At 72.6% G+C, this 14,568-nt stretch carries 14 protein-coding genes and 1 tRNA gene; 11 read left to right on the top strand and 4 right to left on the bottom strand.

From position 1 onward, the window contains the following. Nucleotides 1-4 precede the first annotated feature (4 nt). The 4 genes from NE234_RS38235 to NE234_RS38220 all read left to right on the top strand — a co-directional run bounded on the left by NE234_RS38235 (nucleotide 5) and on the right by NE234_RS38220 (nucleotide 3,380). Nucleotides 5-346, top strand: coding sequence for a DUF5313 family protein (locus tag NE234_RS38235; RefSeq protein ID WP_256530106.1), 342 nt, complete (start codon nucleotides 5-7; stop codon nucleotides 344-346). A gap of 225 nt (nucleotides 347-571) precedes the next feature. Beyond that, nucleotides 572-1,789 (top strand): tryptophan synthase subunit beta, encoded by a 1,218-nt coding sequence (trpB, locus tag NE234_RS38230; RefSeq protein WP_454923408.1) that lies wholly within the window; start codon nucleotides 572-574, stop codon nucleotides 1,787-1,789. Continuing rightward, nucleotides 1,786-2,586: a tryptophan synthase subunit alpha gene (gene trpA / locus NE234_RS38225; RefSeq protein WP_252785853.1), complete on the top strand. Its 801-nt coding sequence runs from the start codon at nucleotides 1,786-1,788 to the stop codon at nucleotides 2,584-2,586. Before trpB ends, trpA begins: the two co-directional genes overlap by 4 nt. A gap of 35 nt (nucleotides 2,587-2,621) precedes the next feature. Beyond that, nucleotides 2,622-3,380 carry a GntR family transcriptional regulator gene (locus NE234_RS38220; protein WP_252785852.1) on the top strand — a complete coding sequence of 253 codons (759 nt, stop codon included), beginning with the start codon at nucleotides 2,622-2,624 and terminating at the stop codon, nucleotides 3,378-3,380. Between the two features lie 46 nt (nucleotides 3,381-3,426). Here NE234_RS38220 and ggt read toward each other — a convergent pair whose 3' ends face one another. Together ggt and NE234_RS38210 are read right to left on the bottom strand one after the other, a co-directional pair. After that, entirely contained in the window at nucleotides 3,427-5,298 is a 1,872-nt protein-coding gene (gene ggt, locus NE234_RS38215) for a gamma-glutamyltransferase (protein ID WP_252785851.1), read from the bottom strand. Nucleotides 5,299-5,581: 283 nt separating this feature from the next. Then, nucleotides 5,582-6,967 (bottom strand): NAD(P)H-quinone dehydrogenase, encoded by a 1,386-nt coding sequence (locus NE234_RS38210; protein ID WP_252785850.1) that lies wholly within the window; start codon nucleotides 6,965-6,967, stop codon nucleotides 5,582-5,584. 70 nt (nucleotides 6,968-7,037) lie between these two features. On the opposite strand from NE234_RS38210, the gene NE234_RS38205 reads away from it, so the two are divergent. From NE234_RS38205 to NE234_RS38180, 7 genes are all read left to right on the top strand, one after another. After that, complete coding sequence (locus NE234_RS38205; RefSeq protein WP_252785849.1) at nucleotides 7,038-7,490, top strand: gamma-glutamylcyclotransferase; 453 nt, start codon at nucleotides 7,038-7,040, stop codon at nucleotides 7,488-7,490. A 33-nt stretch (nucleotides 7,491-7,523) separates the two neighbouring features. After that, nucleotides 7,524-8,324 (top strand): purine-nucleoside phosphorylase, encoded by an 801-nt coding sequence (locus NE234_RS38200; RefSeq protein WP_252785848.1) that lies wholly within the window; start codon nucleotides 7,524-7,526, stop codon nucleotides 8,322-8,324. 7 nt (nucleotides 8,325-8,331) lie between these two features. After that, a complete protein-coding gene (locus NE234_RS38195) occupies nucleotides 8,332-9,993 on the top strand; it encodes a phospho-sugar mutase (RefSeq protein WP_406567121.1) in 1,662 nt (553 codons plus the stop codon). Between the two features lie 79 nt (nucleotides 9,994-10,072). After that, complete coding sequence (locus NE234_RS44840) at nucleotides 10,073-10,201, top strand: hypothetical protein (protein WP_256530089.1); 129 nt, start codon at nucleotides 10,073-10,075, stop codon at nucleotides 10,199-10,201. 92 nt (nucleotides 10,202-10,293) lie between these two features. Continuing rightward, the gene (locus NE234_RS38190) at nucleotides 10,294-11,559 is read left to right on the top strand and encodes a histidine kinase (protein ID WP_252785846.1); all 1,266 of its coding nucleotides are present in this window, start codon (nucleotides 10,294-10,296) and stop codon (nucleotides 11,557-11,559) included. Nucleotides 11,560-11,754: 195 nt separating this feature from the next. Further along, nucleotides 11,755-12,396 carry a response regulator transcription factor gene (locus NE234_RS38185; protein WP_308206976.1) on the top strand — a complete coding sequence of 214 codons (642 nt, stop codon included), beginning with the start codon at nucleotides 11,755-11,757 and terminating at the stop codon, nucleotides 12,394-12,396. 30 nt (nucleotides 12,397-12,426) lie between these two features. Beyond that, nucleotides 12,427-12,499: transfer RNA gene (locus tag NE234_RS38180), tRNA-Gly, on the top strand. 216 nt (nucleotides 12,500-12,715) lie between these two features. Here NE234_RS38180 and NE234_RS38175 read toward each other — a convergent pair. Next, on the bottom strand, nucleotides 12,716-13,858 hold the full coding sequence (locus tag NE234_RS38175; protein WP_252785845.1) for an epoxide hydrolase family protein: 1,143 nt from the start codon (nucleotides 13,856-13,858) through the stop codon (nucleotides 12,716-12,718). Then, complete coding sequence (locus NE234_RS38170) at nucleotides 13,848-14,510, bottom strand: TetR/AcrR family transcriptional regulator (protein WP_252785844.1); 663 nt, start codon at nucleotides 14,508-14,510, stop codon at nucleotides 13,848-13,850. Before NE234_RS38170 ends, NE234_RS38175 begins: the two co-directional genes overlap by 11 nt. Between the last annotated feature and the right edge of the window lie 58 nt (nucleotides 14,511-14,568).

Genomic DNA, 14,568 nt, shown 5'->3' with positions numbered 1-14,568 from the left:
CCCGCTGACCCGGCTACCCGGTGACCCGGGCCCGCTTCGGCGGGTCCGCTACACCATGGGGTTCCGGCTTCCTCCGGAGAACCTCAGCTGGGTCCGGCACGACCTGACCGACGCGGGGTGGCGTGGTCGCATGATGATCCGCCACCTCGCTCTCATGGCCCCGGTCTGCGTGGTGCTCGCGCTGCTGCCCGCCGAGTGGGGCATCCGGGTGGCGGTCGTCGCGCTGGCGTTGCTGAGCAGCACCTTCGTGGTCGCGATCAATTCGGCGGACATCCGGCAGGCCCGGCTGCGGCAGCACGGCCTGCCTGTACCCGACGACCCGCGGCGCGGTCATCCACCGCACTGACCTGGCGTTACGCGTAATCCACAGGGCTCGTCCACAGCACCTGTCCACAACCTGTGGACGACTTTTCCCCAAGGCCCGGCCGATTCCCGGCCGGGTCTTTGTCATGCCCGCGTTCCCGCGGACCGCGCCGCCCGCGTAACGCGCTGGCGCGTCCGGCGCGTCCTGTGCCACACTCGAAGAGTTATAGAACTCATTGCCCGAGTTCTACATCTCAGAGGAGGCGACATGGCGACGGACGTACGGCCGCGGCCGGCGCGGGAGACGGTCCCCCGCGGCACGGCGATGGGCGATCCCGGGGTGCGCGGCAGGTTCGGCGGTCACGGCGGCCGGTACGTGCCGGAGTCGCTGGTGGCGGCGTGCGGCGAGGTGGAGGACGCCTTCCGGGCGGCGTGGGCGGACCCGGCCTTCCGCGCCGCCCTCGCGGCGCTGCTGGCCGAGCACGTCGGACGGCCGACGCCGCTGACGCGGGCGCGGCGCCTGTCCGCCGAGCTGGGCGTCGAGGTCCTGCTCAAGCGCGAGGACCTGGCCCACACGGGCTCCCACAAGATCAACAACGTGATGGGGCAGGCACTGCTGGCCGTCCGGATGGGCCGCACCCGGTTGATCGCCGAGACGGGCGCCGGGCAGCACGGGGTGGCGACCGCGACCGCCGCGGCGCTGCTGGGCCTGCGGGCCACGGTGTTCATGGGCGAGAAGGACATCGAGCGCCAGGCGCTGAACGTCTTCCGGATGCGCCTGCTCGGCGCCGAGGTGGTCCCGGTGACGACGGGCAGCCGCACGCTCAAGGACGCCACGAGCGAGGCGATGCGCCACTGGGTGGGCGCGCTGGAGGACTCCCACTACTGCATGGGCTCGGTCGTCGGGCCGCACCCGTACCCGTGGATGGTCCGGGAGTTCCAGCGGGTGATCGGTGACGAGGCGCGCGGCCAGTGCGCCGCCGAACTGCCCTCCGGCGCGCCGGACCACGTCGTGGCCTGCGTCGGAGGAGGGTCGAACGCCGCGGGCACCTTCGCCGGGTTCGCCGACGGCCCCGCGCGGCTCGTCGGGGTCGAGGCCGAGGGCGGCGCCGGCGCGACGCGTGGCCGGGCCGGCGTGCTGCACGGCTTCCGCTCGCTGTTCCTGCAGGACGACGACGGCCAGATCACCGAGGCCCACTCCATCGCGGCCGGCCTGGACTACCCCGGGGTCGGCCCGGAACACGCCCACCTGCGCGACCTGGGCCGCGCCCGGTACGTCACGGTCACCGACGCGGAGGTGGTCGACGCGGCGGTACGGCTGGCCCGCACCGAGGGGATCGTGCCCGCGCTGGAGTCCGCGCACGCGGTCGCGTGGGTGATCCGGGCGGCGGGCGACGGTGAGCTGCCGCCCGGCGCGACCGTGATGCTCACGCTGTCGGGCCGGGGCGACAAGGACATCTCGACGCTGATGGAGGTCATGGCATGACCGGCACGACGACGCTCGGGTCGCTGGAGCGGCGCCTGCGGGCACGCCGCGACGCGGGCCGTACGCTGCTGATGCCGTACCTCACCGGCGGGATCACCCCGGACTGGACCGCGTACCTGCGGGCGTTCGCTGAGGCGGGGGCCGACGCGATCGAGGTCGGGCTGCCGTTCAGCGATCCGACCCTCGACGGCGCCACCATCCAGGAGGCCTCGAACGCGGCGCTGGCGCGCGGGACCTCGGTGCGCGGGATCCTCGCCGACCTCGCCGCGCTGGGCGAGCCGGCCGTGCCGCTGGTCGCCAGCACCTACTACAACCTGGTCCTGCGGGACGGGCCCGAGGCGTTCTGCGCGGCGCTGCGGGAGGCCGGGGTCACCGGGCTGATCGTCCCGGACCTGCCGGTGGACGAGGCCGGTGAGCTGACGGACGTGGCGGCCGCCGCGGGCGTCGACCTGGCGCTGCTCGCCTCCCCGGCCACCCCGGAACCACGGCTGGCGGAGATCGGCCGGCGCAGCCGCGGGTTCGTCTACGCCGTCTCGCTGATGGGCACGACCGGCGAACGGTCCGCACTCGCCGCGTCGGCGACGACGACGGCCGAGCGGATCCGGCGCGGCACCGACCGTCCCGTGCTCCTCGGGTTCGGCATCTCGACCCCCGAACAGGCGGTGGCGGCCGCCCGCGGCGCGGACGGGGTCGTCATCGGCGCGGCGCTGATGCGGCAGGTGCTGGACGGGTCCGGGCCGGACGACGTCGGGGCCTTCCTGGCTAAGATTCGCCGAGCACTCGACGAGGAGACCTGAGCGCAGGGCGAACCGCACGGAGGAGAGGGAGGGCGATGGTCCGCGACACCGGCCACGAGGCGAGGTACCGCACCATCGCCGCCGACCTCGCCGCGAAGATCCGCGCGGGTCACTACGCCCCGGGCGAGGCCCTCCCGCCGCAGCGCGAGCTGAGCGCCTCGTACGGGGTGACGCTGATGACGCTCCGGCAGGCGCTGCGGCGGCTGAGCGACGAAGGGCTGATCGTGCAGCGGCACGGGCGCGGGACGTACGTCGCGCCGCCGCACCTGGCGTACCAGCTCGGGTCGCTCCGAAGCCTCGCCGACGACCTGCGGGAGCAGGGCCACGAGGTGCGCACGGTGGTGCTCGGGCGGTCGGTGCGGAAGGTTCCGGCGGGCGTCGCCGCGCGGCTCCGCAGCCGTCCCGGCGAGACGGCGCTGCGGCTGGAGCGGCTCCGCGAGTTCGCGGGGCGCCCCGCGATCCACCAGGTGTCCTGGGTCCGGCAGCCGCACGCCGAGGCGGTGCGCGACCGGGACTTCACCGGCGTCTCGCTGTACGGTGCCCTCGCCGACGCCGGGGTGGCGGTGGCCCGCGCCGCCGAGACGATCCGCCCCGGGCTGCTGGACGCCGCCCTCGCGCGGCACCTGGAGGAGCCCGCGGGCAGCCCGGTGTTCACGAGCGAGCGGATCACGTACACGCTGGACGGCACCGCGATCGTCGACGACCACGCCACCATCCTCGGCAGCATGATGGAGATCAGCACCGACCGCGCCGCGACCGGCCTGTCCCTGACGTGGGGTGCCACGGGCCGCTAGTGCCCTCCGTGTTCACCCGCGGTTCCTCGGCTCGGAGGAGGTGCGCTCACCAGCCGACGGCGCTGCCGTCCTTCCTGTGGTCGGAGGCGACCCGGTAGACACCGTTGACCGGGGACGGCGAGGCCCCTCCGGTCGCCGCCCGCCCGGCGGCCTGCATCTGCGTTTGGCCCTGCGCCTGGGATTGGACCTGCGCCTGGGCTCGGGTCTGATCGCTCCGGTCGCCGGCGATCTCCCGGTCGAACACGATCGCCTGGAATCCGCCCATGGCGCTGCCGGTCGACCTCGTGACGTGATGGCCCATTGCGGAGAGCCGCTTGCCCACCAGGTCGAACAGCTCGGGTTCCAGCTGGAGGACATCGGTCTTCTGGTCATGGCTGAACCTCGCCGCGTCGGCGGCGGCCTGGGGGTTCATTCCCAGATCGACCATGTTGACGATCTCGGTGGCCTGCGCCTGGGCCTGTTCACTGCCGCCCACGTTCCCGAACGCCATGACGGGATGGCCGTCCTGCATCACGAAAGCGGGGATGAGCGTGTGGAAGGGGCGCTTACGGGGGGCGACGACGTTCGGCGACGACGGGTCCAGGGAGAACTGTGACCCGCGGTTCTGAAGAGGGAATCCGTAGCCGGGAACCGTGATGCCCGACCCGAACAGTTCGAAGAGGCTGTAGATGAACGAGACCATGTTGCCCCACCGGTCGGCCACCGTGAGATACACGGTCCCCGAACCATTCGACGCCCTGACGCGCGGCGGCGTGGCCCGGCGTGGGTCGATCCTCTCGCACTGGGCCATCGCGTATTCCTTCGAGAGGAGCCGGTCGAGCGGAACCGACGTGAATCTCGGATCGCCGTTGTAGGTGTTGAGGTCGTCGTAGGCGAGCTTCTTGGCTTCGACCAGCAGGTGCCAGAATTCCGGTGAGCGCGGCCCGAGGTCGGCGAGGTTCAGGCCGAGGACGGGCCCGCACTGCTGCAGGATGTTGAGCATCTCCAGGGTGGCGAAGCCCTGGGTGTTCGGCGGGATCTCGTACACGTCGTAGCCGTGGTAGTCGACGCTGATGGGGTCGACCCATTCGGCGCGGAACTCCGCGAGGTCCGCCGCGGTCATCGCTCCGTTCAGCCGCTTGACCTTGGCCACGATGGCGTCCGCGATCTCGCCGGTGTAGTAGGCGTCACGGCCCTTTCTCTGCAGGACCCGGAGGGCATGTGCGAAATCCGGATTGCGGAAGACGCCGTAGAGCGGCGGGGCCTTGCCGTCGCGGAGGAACACCCGGACCGAGTCGGGGTCGGTCTTCAGCACGTCCACACCGTCCTGCCAGTCGGTGTGGATCTGCTCGGTGACTCCGAAGCCCTGCTCGGCGAGCGTCACGGCGGGTTCCAGGACGACGTCGAAGCCGCGGGTGCCGAACCGCTCGAGCAGCCGATGCCAGCCTTCGACGGCGCCGGGCACGCTGACGCTGTTCACGCCGCGCTCCGGCATCCCGGTCTTCTCGTCGAAACCACGGGCGTGGAAATAGTCGAGGTCCCAGGCTTCGGGCGACCAGCCACTGGAGTTCAGCCCGAACAGCTTCCGGTGTTCCGCCGAATAGTAGATGGCGAACAGGTCGGCGCCCAGTCCCGCGCTCTCGGGCTCGACCAATCCGAGGACGGCCGCGGTCGCCACTGCCGCGTCCACGGCGTTCCCGCCCTGCTGCAGGATTCGCAGGCCCGCCTGCGCGGCGATGGGCTGGCTGGTCGCGACGGCGCCGTGCCGCGCGACGACCTCTGATCGGGTCTGGTTCGGCCAGTTGCTCGCGCGGTCTCCGCGTACGGCCGTGATCCGGGCCCCCGGATTGGGAATCGCATCGGTCGGCCGGCCGAACGGCGTCGGGCTCGGGCCTCCGGCACCGGTGGTGGGCCGCGTCGCGCCTGACGCACTCCCCACGCCTCGATCGACCGCACCGCCCAATGCCGCCAGCCCCATCGCGGCGCCGCCTGCTCTCAGGAATGAACGGCGTGGCGTTCCACCGGCCGAGCTCTCGGGCATCGGGCTTCCTTCCTGGACGACCTTGGCCATGGTCGGAGCACAGGACGTTAGCTCAGGCGCCGTCTTCCCCGATCGACTGAGAGTGACGGCGAAGATTCCTTGACGCGGATCTGGGAGTCTCTATGACCCGACCGCGAAAGAAGCCGCATACCGAGCGTCGGGCAGTTCGCCCGCGGATCGATCAGTAGGCCGACTCCTGCATGAGGCGGCGGGCGGCCTCGGTGATGCTGCCGGACACGGACGGGTACACCGCGAACGTGTGGGCGACCTGGTCGACGGTCAGGTGCTGCTGCACGGCGATCGACAGGCCGAGGATCAGCTCGCTGGCCCGGGGCGCGACGATCACGCCGCCGAGCACGATGCCGGTGGCCGGCCGGCAGAAGATCTTCACGAAGCCGTCCAGGAAGCCCTGCATCTTCGCGCGCGGGTTGGTCGAGAGGGGCAGCTTCACGATCCGGGCCGGGACCTCGCCCGAGTCGATCTGCGCCTGGGACACGCCGACCGTGGCGACCTCCGGGTCGGTGAAGATGTTCGCGGCGACCCAGCCGAGCTTGAGCGGCTGCACGGCCTCGCCGAGGGCGTGCCACATGGCGATCCGGCCCTGCATGGCGGCGACCGAGGCGAGCATCAGCACGCCGGTGCAGTCCCCGGCGGCGTACACGTGGGGCGCGGACGTGCGGGACACCTTGTCCACCTGCACGAACCCACGCTCGTCCAGCCGTACGCCGGCCTCCTCGAGGCCCATCCCACGGGTGTTGGGCTCCATGCCGACCGTCATGAGGCAGTGCGAGCCGGTGACCGTACGGCCGTCGGTGAGCGTCACCTCGACGCCGTCGCCGGTGCGCTTGACCCCGGCGGCGCGGGAGCGGGCGAGGAGGTTCATGCCGCGGCGCTGGAAGACCTCCTCCAGGACCCGCGCGGCGTCCTCGTCCTCGTTCGGCAGGACGTGGTCGCGGGATGAGACGAGCGTGACGCGGGAACCGAGGGCGAGGTACGCGCCGGCGAACTCGGCGCCGGTGACGCCGGAGCCGACGACGATCAGGTCCTCGGGCAGTTCGGGCAGGTCGTAGAGCTGGCGCCAGTTCAGGATGCGCTCGCCGTCGGGCTCGGCGCCGGGCAGGACCCGCGGCGTCGCGCCGGTGGCGATCAGGACGACGTCGGCGTGGATCCGCTCGTCGCCGACGGCCACGATCTGCGGGTCGACGAGGCGGCCCTCCCCGCGGACGATCCGTACGCCCTCGTCCGCGACCCGGCTCTCGATGTCGGCGGACTGGGCCCAGGCCAGCTCCTTCACCCGCTTGTTGACCAGGGGAAGGTCGACCTCGGGCCCGCCGACCTCGCCGTCCGGGCCGCCGGAGAACCGCACGCCGAGGGACGCCGACTCCGACAGCACCGCCATGCGCGTCGAGGTCGCGATGAGCGTCTTGGAAGGGACGCAGTCGGTGAGGACACAGGCCCCTCCGGGCCCGTCGCGCTCCACGAGCGTGACGTCCGCGCCCAGTTGTGCCGCGACCAGGGCGGATTCGTAGCCGCCGGGGCCGCCTCCGAGAATGGCTACGCGTGTCATATCGGTCATTCTCCCGCACTCCCGGGGTTGACACGCCGCCGCGCCCGCCCAGGCCGTACGCTGGGCGACCGTGGCCTTGTACGCGGCGTACGCCTCCAACATGGATCCCGCGCAGATGGCGCAGCGGGCTCCGCACTCGCCCCTGCGCACGACCGGCTGGCTCCAGGGCTGGCGGCTGACCTTCGGCGGTGAGAACGTCGGCTTCGAAGGCGCCCTCGCCACGGTGGTCGAGGACGCCGACGAGCACGTCTTCGTCGTGCTCTACGACGTCCCCGAGCTGGACGAGCAGGCCCTGGACGAGTGGGAGGGGGCGGCCCTCGGCGTCTACCGGAAGATCCGGGTCCGGATCGCCACCCTCGACGGCGACGTCCTCGCCTGGCTCTACGTCCTCGACGCCTACGAGGGCGGCCTGCCGTCGGCGCGGTACCTCGGCATCCTCGCCGACGCCGCCGAGCGGGCGGGCGCGCCGGACGACTACGTCAAGGATCTGCGCACCCGCCCGTGCAAGTCACTCGGCGACTGATCAGCGCGTACGTCGTGGGTAGTCTGTCCGCTTGTGAGCAATGACGCCTACGAACTGGCCCGATCCGCGGCCGACGCGCTGAAGCGACGCCTGACCGCCGACTCCTTCGACGTCGCCCTCGTGATGGGGTCCGGCTGGGTGCCGGCGGCGAACGCGCTCGGCGCGCCCGCCGACGAGATCCCCGTCACCGAGCTGCCCGGGTTCGCCGAGCCGGGAGTGCCGGGCCACGCGGGCACGGTCCGCGTCATCGAGGTCGGAGCCAAGCGGGCGCTCGTCTTCCTCGGCCGCACCCACCTGTACGAGGGACGGGGCGTACGGCCGGTCGTCCACGGCATCCGTACGGCGCTGGCCGCCGGGGTCGGGACGGTCGTGCTCACCAATGCCGCGGGCGGCACCCGCCCGGAGTGGCAGAAGGTCGGCGACCCGGTGCTGATCAGCGACCACCTGAACCTCACCGGCCACAACCCGATCTCCGGCCCGACCTTCGTCGACATGACCGAGGCGTACTCCCCCGCCCTGCGGTCCCTCGTCAAGGACATCGACCCGACCCTCGCCGAGGGCGTCTACGCCGCGCTGCCCGGCCCGTCGTACGAGACGCCGGCCGAGATCCGCATGCTGCGCACGATGGGCGCGGACCTGGTCGGCATGTCCACCGTCCTGGAGACGATCGCCGCCCGCGAGGGCGGCGCCGACGTCCTGGGCATCTCCCTGGTGACGAACATCGCCGCCGGCCTGACCGGCGAGCCGCTGGACCACCAGGAGGTGCTGGCCGCCGGACGGGCCGCCGCCGAACGCATGGGCGCGCTCCTCGGCAAGGCCCTGCGGGCCCTCTGAGGCCGGAATGGACGGACACGTGAGCGACGGATACCGGCGGCGGGCCGAGGAGTGGCTGGCCCAGGACCCCGACCCCGAGACCCGCGAGGAACTGCGGGCCCTGCTCGGCGACGAGACGGCGCTGGCCGCGCGGTTCGGGGCGAAGCTGGAGTTCGGCACGGCGGGCCTGCGCGGCGAGCTCGGAGCCGGCCCGAACCGCATGAACCGCGTGACGGTCATGCGGGCCGCCGCCGGCCTCGCCGCCGTGCTGACCTCCGAGGACGCGACGGAGCGGTTCGACCGGCCCGGCAACGGCGCCTCCGTCGTGATCGGATATGACGCGCGGCACAAGTCCGACGTGTTCGCCGAGGACTCCGCCGCCGTGCTCGCCGGGGCTGGCGTCACGGTGCACCTGATGCCGCGGCCGCTGCCGACGCCGGTCCTCGCGTACGCCGTCCGCTTCCTCGGCGCCGACGCCGGCGTCATGGTCACCGCCAGCCACAACCCGCCGCGGGACAACGGCTACAAGGTTTACTGGGGCGACGGCGCCCAGATCATCCCGCCGCTGGACGCGGAGATCTCCCGGGCGATCGACGCCGTCGGGCGGGTCGACGAACTGCCGCGCGGCGTGGAGTGGAACCTCCTCGACGACGGCATCGTGGACGCCTACCTGCACGCGCTGGCGCGGCTGCCGCTCGGCGCCGCGCGGGACGTCTCGGCCGCCTACACCCCGCTGCACGGCGTGGGCGGGGACGTGCTGGCCCGCGCGTTCGCCTGGAGCGGGTTCCAGGCGCCCAACGTCGTCGCCGAGCAGGCCCGGCCCGACCCGGACTTCCCCACCGTCGCGTTCCCCAACCCGGAGGAGCCCGGCGCGATGGACCTGGCCCTCGACCTGGGCAAGGACCACGACCTGGTGATCGCCAACGACCCGGACGCCGACCGCTGCGCGGTGGCCGTGGGCGGGCGGATGCTGACCGGGGACGAGGTCGGCGGGCTGCTCGCCGAGCACGTCCTGCGGCACACGAGCGGACCCGACCGGCTCGTCGTCACGACGATCGTGTCGTCCTCGCTGCTCGGGAAGATCGCGGCCGCGCACGGCGTCCGGTACGCCGAGTCGCTGACCGGATTCAAGTGGATCATGAAGGCGGGCACCGACCGCGACCGGCTCGTCTACGGGTACGAGGAGGCGCTCGGCTACTGCGTCGGCGGCGACGACGGCGTCCCCGTGCGCGACAAGGACGGCATCGGCGCGGCGCTGACCGTCGCCGCGCTGGCCGCCGAGGCGAAGGCCGAGGGCCGTACGCTCCTCGACCTCCTCGACGACCAGGCGCGCCGGTACGGCCTGCACGCCACCGCGCAACTGTCCGTACGGGTGGCCGACCTGTCCTTGATCACGGACGCGATGGCCCGGCTGCGCACGACGCCGCCGGACCGGCTCGGCGGCCGTACGGTGACGGACGTGGACGACCTGGCGGCCGGGGCGGGCGGCCTCCCGCCGACCGACGGCCTGCGCTTCCGGCTGTCGGAGGGCGGGCGCGTCGTCGTCCGCCCGTCCGGGACCGAGCCCAAGCTCAAGTGCTATCTGGAGGTCGTCCAGCCGGTGACCGGCTCCGTCGCCGAGGCCCGTACGACCGCCGAGGCCGCGCTCTCCGCGCTCCGCCACGACCTGGCCGCGGTCATCGGGCTCTGACCCTCGCGTAGGCCGCCGACGCCCGGCGGGACCACACCGCCGGGCGTGACGCTACCGTCGACGTGACCGTGCCGCCCCCGTGACCGAGCTCAGCGGCACGACCGAGCTCAACGGCATGGCCGAGCCGCCGGGCGTGACGGTCCCGTCGGGCGTGACCATGCCGTCGGGCGTGGCCATACCCGACGGCGTGACGGTCCCGGCGGCGTGACCGTACGGACCGGTCGTTTCGACCCGAGGTCACGGCGGCGTCGACTTTCGGCCGATGCCGGTCCGCCGCGCGGGGATCTACCGTTGACGACCATGAGCGGTATGGCGGTGTCCCGCCCCGACCACCCGTCCCTCCTCCCCGCCCTGCTCGCGGCCCCCGACCCGACGGACCGGGTCCCCCGATCGGCCCGCGACTGGGCGGTCGACATCGCCGGCTTCGTCCTGGCGGTGCTCTTCGGGTGCCTCATGCTGGTCGCGACGTCCCAAGGGACTCACCCGCCCCACCACCCGCCGCGGCTGCTCGACGTGATGATCGGCGCGCTCGGCTGCCTCGCCCTGTGGGCGCGCCGGCGCCGTCCCGTGGAGCTCGCGGTCGTCCTGGGCGTGCTGAGCACGATCTCCGTGACCACCTCCGGCGCGGCCTGCATCGCGCTGTTCACGGTGTCCGTGCACCGACACTTCCGTACGGTCGTCCTGGTCGCAGCGGTCCACCTGGCCACCGGCGCGATCTACGCGGCCCTGTTCCCGGACCCCAGGGAATCGTTCTGGGTCGGGATCATATGGAACGTCATGGTCGTCGCGGCCATCGTCGCATCGGGGATGTTCGTCCGCGCGCGGCGGCAGCTCATCCTGTCCCTGCGCGAGCGGGCGTTGCGGGCGGAGGCCGAGCAGCAGCTCCGTGTCGTGCAGGCCCGGCATCAGGAACGCGCGCGCATCGCCCGGGAGATGCATGACGTCCTCGCCCACCGCATCTCGCTGCTCAGCGTGCACGCGGGAGCGCTGGAGTTCCGTCCCGACGCTCCCCCGGACGAGATCGCCAAGGCCGCGGGCGTGATCCGGGCGAGCGCCCACCAGGCGCTCCAGGACCTGCGCGAGGTGATCGGCGTGCTCCGTGATGACGCGTCCGGGGACACGCCCGAGCGCCCCCAGCCGAACCTCGGCGACCTGCCCACGCTCATCGACGAGTCGCGGCGGGCGGGCATGACCGTGACCTACGAGAACCGGCTGCGCGACGCCGACGCGATCCCGACCGCGCTCGGGCGCAGCGCCTACCGCACCGTGCAGGAGGCCCTGACGAACGCCCGCAAGCACGCTCCGAACGCCACCGTGACCGTCGTCGTCGACGGGTCGGCGGGCGCCGACCTCACCGTCGAGGTGCGCAACCCACTGGTCAACGCCGCGTCAGGGATCCCGGGCTCGGGCACCGGGCTGATCGGGCTCGCCGAGCGCGCCCTGCTGTCCGGCGGGCGGCTCGAACACGGCCCCACCCCAGAGGGGGAGTTCCGCGTCCGCGCGTCGCTGCCCTGGCGCGGCGAGACCACGCCGGCGGGCGCGTCGAACGGTGCCGTCCCGTCCTGACCGGCGATGGCCGGCCCGCCTTGAGCGGCGGTGCCGGTTGACCTTCATCGGTGGCGCCGGACCTGATCAGGCATTGACCGGCGGTACCGGTCCTGATCGGCGGTGCCGGTCGACGTTGAGCGGTGGTGGTCCGCCGGACCGACCTGTTCGGGCGGAACACATCGTTGATCGGCGCGCGCCGTTAGTGTGTTCCACGTGACCATTCGCGTGCTGATCGTCGACGATGACGCATTGGTCCGTGCGGGCCTGTCGATGATGCTGGCCGGAGCCGACGATCTACGGATCGTCGCGGAGGCGGGCGACGGCGCCGAGGTCGCCGCGCTGGTCGCCCAGCACTCGCCGGACGTCGTCCTCATGGACATCCGGATGCCCCGGATGGACGGCCTCGCCGCGACCGAGGCCCTGCGTGCCCGGCGGGGACCCCCGGAGGTCGTCATCCTGACGACGTTCGACGCGGACGAGCACGTGCTGCGCGCCCTGCGGGCCGGGGCCGCCGGGTTCCTCCTCAAGGACACGCCGCCCGGCGAGATCATCGACGCGATCCGGCGCGTCGCCGCGGGCGAGCCGATCCTGTCCCCCAGCGTCACCCGCCGCCTGATCGCGCATGTGGCCCACACGCGGCCCAACCCCGCGCAGGAGCGCCTCGCTCGCCTCAGCGACCGCGAGCGCGAGGTCGTCGTCGCCATCGGGCAGGGCAAGTCGAACGCCGAGATCGGCTCCGAGCTGTACATGAGCGTCGCGACCGTGAAGGCCCACGTCTCCCGGCTGCTCGCCAAGCTGGAGCTCAACAATCGGGTGCAGGTCGCCCTGCTCGCCCACGACGCGGGACTCGTCTAGTCCCGAGATCCGGTATTCTTGGGGAGTCACGCGGACGTGGCTCAGTTGGTAGAGCATCACCTTGCCAAGGTGAGGGTCGCGGGTTCGAATCCCGTCGTCCGCTCTCGTGATGTCCCAGGGCATTGAAACGACCCCGGACCTTCAGGTTCGGGGTCGTTCGCGTTGTGGGGACGGGCCGCCGGCCGGTCGGTGGCCGCGGGTGGGCCGTCGGCTCACTCCTCGTGGCCCATGGAGCTCTCGCTCTTGATGTCGCTCGCCGTCGCGCCGGCGAGTGCGGGGCGCCGCGTCGGGAACTGATCCTGGTGGCGGCCGCTCGGGCTCACCGATGTCGCCGATGGGCGCGGAAGAACTCGGTGATGTCGTGGGCCAGCAGCTCCGGTTCCTCGATGGCGGGGAAATGGCCGCCGCGGGGCATGTGGGTGAATCGGGTGACGTTGTAGGTGCGCTCGGCCCAGCTGCGGGGCGGCCGGCTGAGATCGGCGGGGAACAGCGCGACGGCCGTGGGGACGTCCACCCGCTCCACGCGCCGGGTCAGGCCCCTGGCGTACTCGTAGTAGGGCCGGAACGAGGTCGAGATGGTCTGGGTGAACCAGTAGAGCGATGCCTGGGTCAGGATGAAGTCGTCGCCGAACCCCGACGACAGGTCGCCTCCGCAGTCGCTCCACGCGCGGTACTTCTCGACGATCCAGGCGAGCAGCCCGGCCGGGGAGTCGGTGAGCCCGTAGCTCAGGGTGAGGGGACGGGTGCTCTGCTGGTGCTGATAGGCGCCCTCCTCCGCGCTCCAGGCCGCCACGGACTCCAGGTACGCCTGTTCCTCCACGCTGAGGCTGGAGGCGTCGTAGGCGACCGGAGAGGCGACCGCCAGCAGGTGGATGCCGACCACCGCCTCGGGATGGGCCTCGCCGAGACGTGAGCTGACTCCGGCGCCCAGGTCGCCTCCGTGGGCGGCGTAGCGTTCGAAGCCGAGTTCGTCGTGCATGAGCCGGTGCCAGAGCTCGTGGGTCTGCGGCGGATCCGTGAGCGAGGGCCGCTGCGGCGAGAAGGCGAATCCGGGCAGCGAAGGGATGATCACGGTGAACGCGTCGGCGGCGTCTCCCCCGTGACGCGACGGCGCGGCCAGCCGGTCGGCGAGACCGGCCAGCTCGAGGAAGGAGCTGGGCCACCCGTGGGTCAGGACGATCGGCAGCGCGTCGGGGTGTTCACCGTCGAAGCGCAGATAGTGGACCGGTGCGCCGTCGATGTCCGCGAAGTGGGACGGGAGGGCGTTGATGGCGGCCTCGTGCGCGCGCCAGTCGTAGCCGGAGGCCCAGTACGCGACGAGACGCCGCAACGCGCCGACGTCGGCGCCGACCTCCCACCCGGCCCCGGGCCAGGCGACCGGCCAGCGGGTGCCGAGGAGGCGTGACCGGAGGTCGTTCAGCTCCGCGTCGGTGACGGAGATCAGAGGTGTCCTATGAGACATGGGCTTCTCCCTGGTCGGCCGGGCCGAGAGTCTGGACGATCGCGGCCCGCGCCGCCTCGCGCGGTTCCGGCGCCGCGGCCAGCAGGGCATGCATGATCATGCCCTCCAGCAGGGCGTCCAGGCGTGCCGCGGTCTCCGGGCCGGTGAAGCGGGCGAGCACGGCCCGGCTGTCGCTCGTCCAGTTCTGCGTCAGGACGCGCAGGTCGGGGTTGCGGAGCGCGGCGAGGTGGAGCTCGAAGCCGAGGACGGCGCTGCGGTGGCGGGCGGGGCCGCCGTGGACGAGCTCGACCAGCACCTCGACGAACCGTTCGCGCGTCTCCACGCCCTCGAACAGCTCCGCGAACCGCGCGGACTGCAGCTCGACGTGCCGGGCGAACGCCTGCGCCAGAAGGTCGGCCAGGCTCGCGAAGTGGTAGGTCACCGACCCCAGCGGCACGTCGGCGCGCGCGGCGATGTGCCGGTGCGTCGCCCCGGCCGTCCCGTGCTCGGCGATGACGTCGAGAGCGGCGTCCAGGATCCGCGTCCTGCGGTCCGGGTCGTACCGGCGCGCCCGGCGCGCGCCGCGCGGGCCGGCCGGAGAACGGCCGTCCTCGGTCGCCTCCCCGGTGCCTCCCTCGGGAGAGTCCGACGGCGGCGGTGCGATGGGTGCCATGCGTACAAATGTACACATGATGAGAACCGATGTACGCATCGACCGCCGCCGACGGACG

The sequence above is a fragment of the Actinoallomurus rhizosphaericola genome, assembly GCF_024055675.1.
Taxonomy (GTDB): domain Bacteria; phylum Actinomycetota; class Actinomycetes; order Streptosporangiales; family Streptosporangiaceae; genus Actinoallomurus; species Actinoallomurus soli.
This window is presented reverse-complemented; position numbering and strand designations above follow the sequence as displayed.

What these genes read in the sequence shown, in the direction of transcription:
- NE234_RS38175 (WP_252785845.1), bottom strand. Translation starts at nt 13,858, where the DNA reads ATGTCTCATAGGACACCTCTGATCTCCGTCACCGACGCGGAGCTGAAC.
- NE234_RS38195 (WP_406567121.1), top strand. Translation starts at nt 8,332, where the DNA reads ATGGACGGACACGTGAGCGACGGATACCGGCGGCGGGCCGAGGAGTGG.
- NE234_RS38220 (WP_252785852.1), top strand. Translation starts at nt 2,622, where the DNA reads ATGGTCCGCGACACCGGCCACGAGGCGAGGTACCGCACCATCGCCGCC.
- NE234_RS38210 (WP_252785850.1), bottom strand. Translation starts at nt 6,967, where the DNA reads ATGACACGCGTAGCCATTCTCGGAGGCGGCCCCGGCGGCTACGAATCC.
- NE234_RS38170 (WP_252785844.1), bottom strand. Translation starts at nt 14,510, where the DNA reads ATGGCACCCATCGCACCGCCGCCGTCGGACTCTCCCGAGGGAGGCACC.
- NE234_RS38190 (WP_252785846.1), top strand. Translation starts at nt 10,294, where the DNA reads ATGAGCGGTATGGCGGTGTCCCGCCCCGACCACCCGTCCCTCCTCCCC.
- trpB (WP_454923408.1), top strand. Translation starts at nt 572, where the DNA reads ATGGCGACGGACGTACGGCCGCGGCCGGCGCGGGAGACGGTCCCCCGC.
- trpA (WP_252785853.1), top strand. Translation starts at nt 1,786, where the DNA reads ATGACCGGCACGACGACGCTCGGGTCGCTGGAGCGGCGCCTGCGGGCA.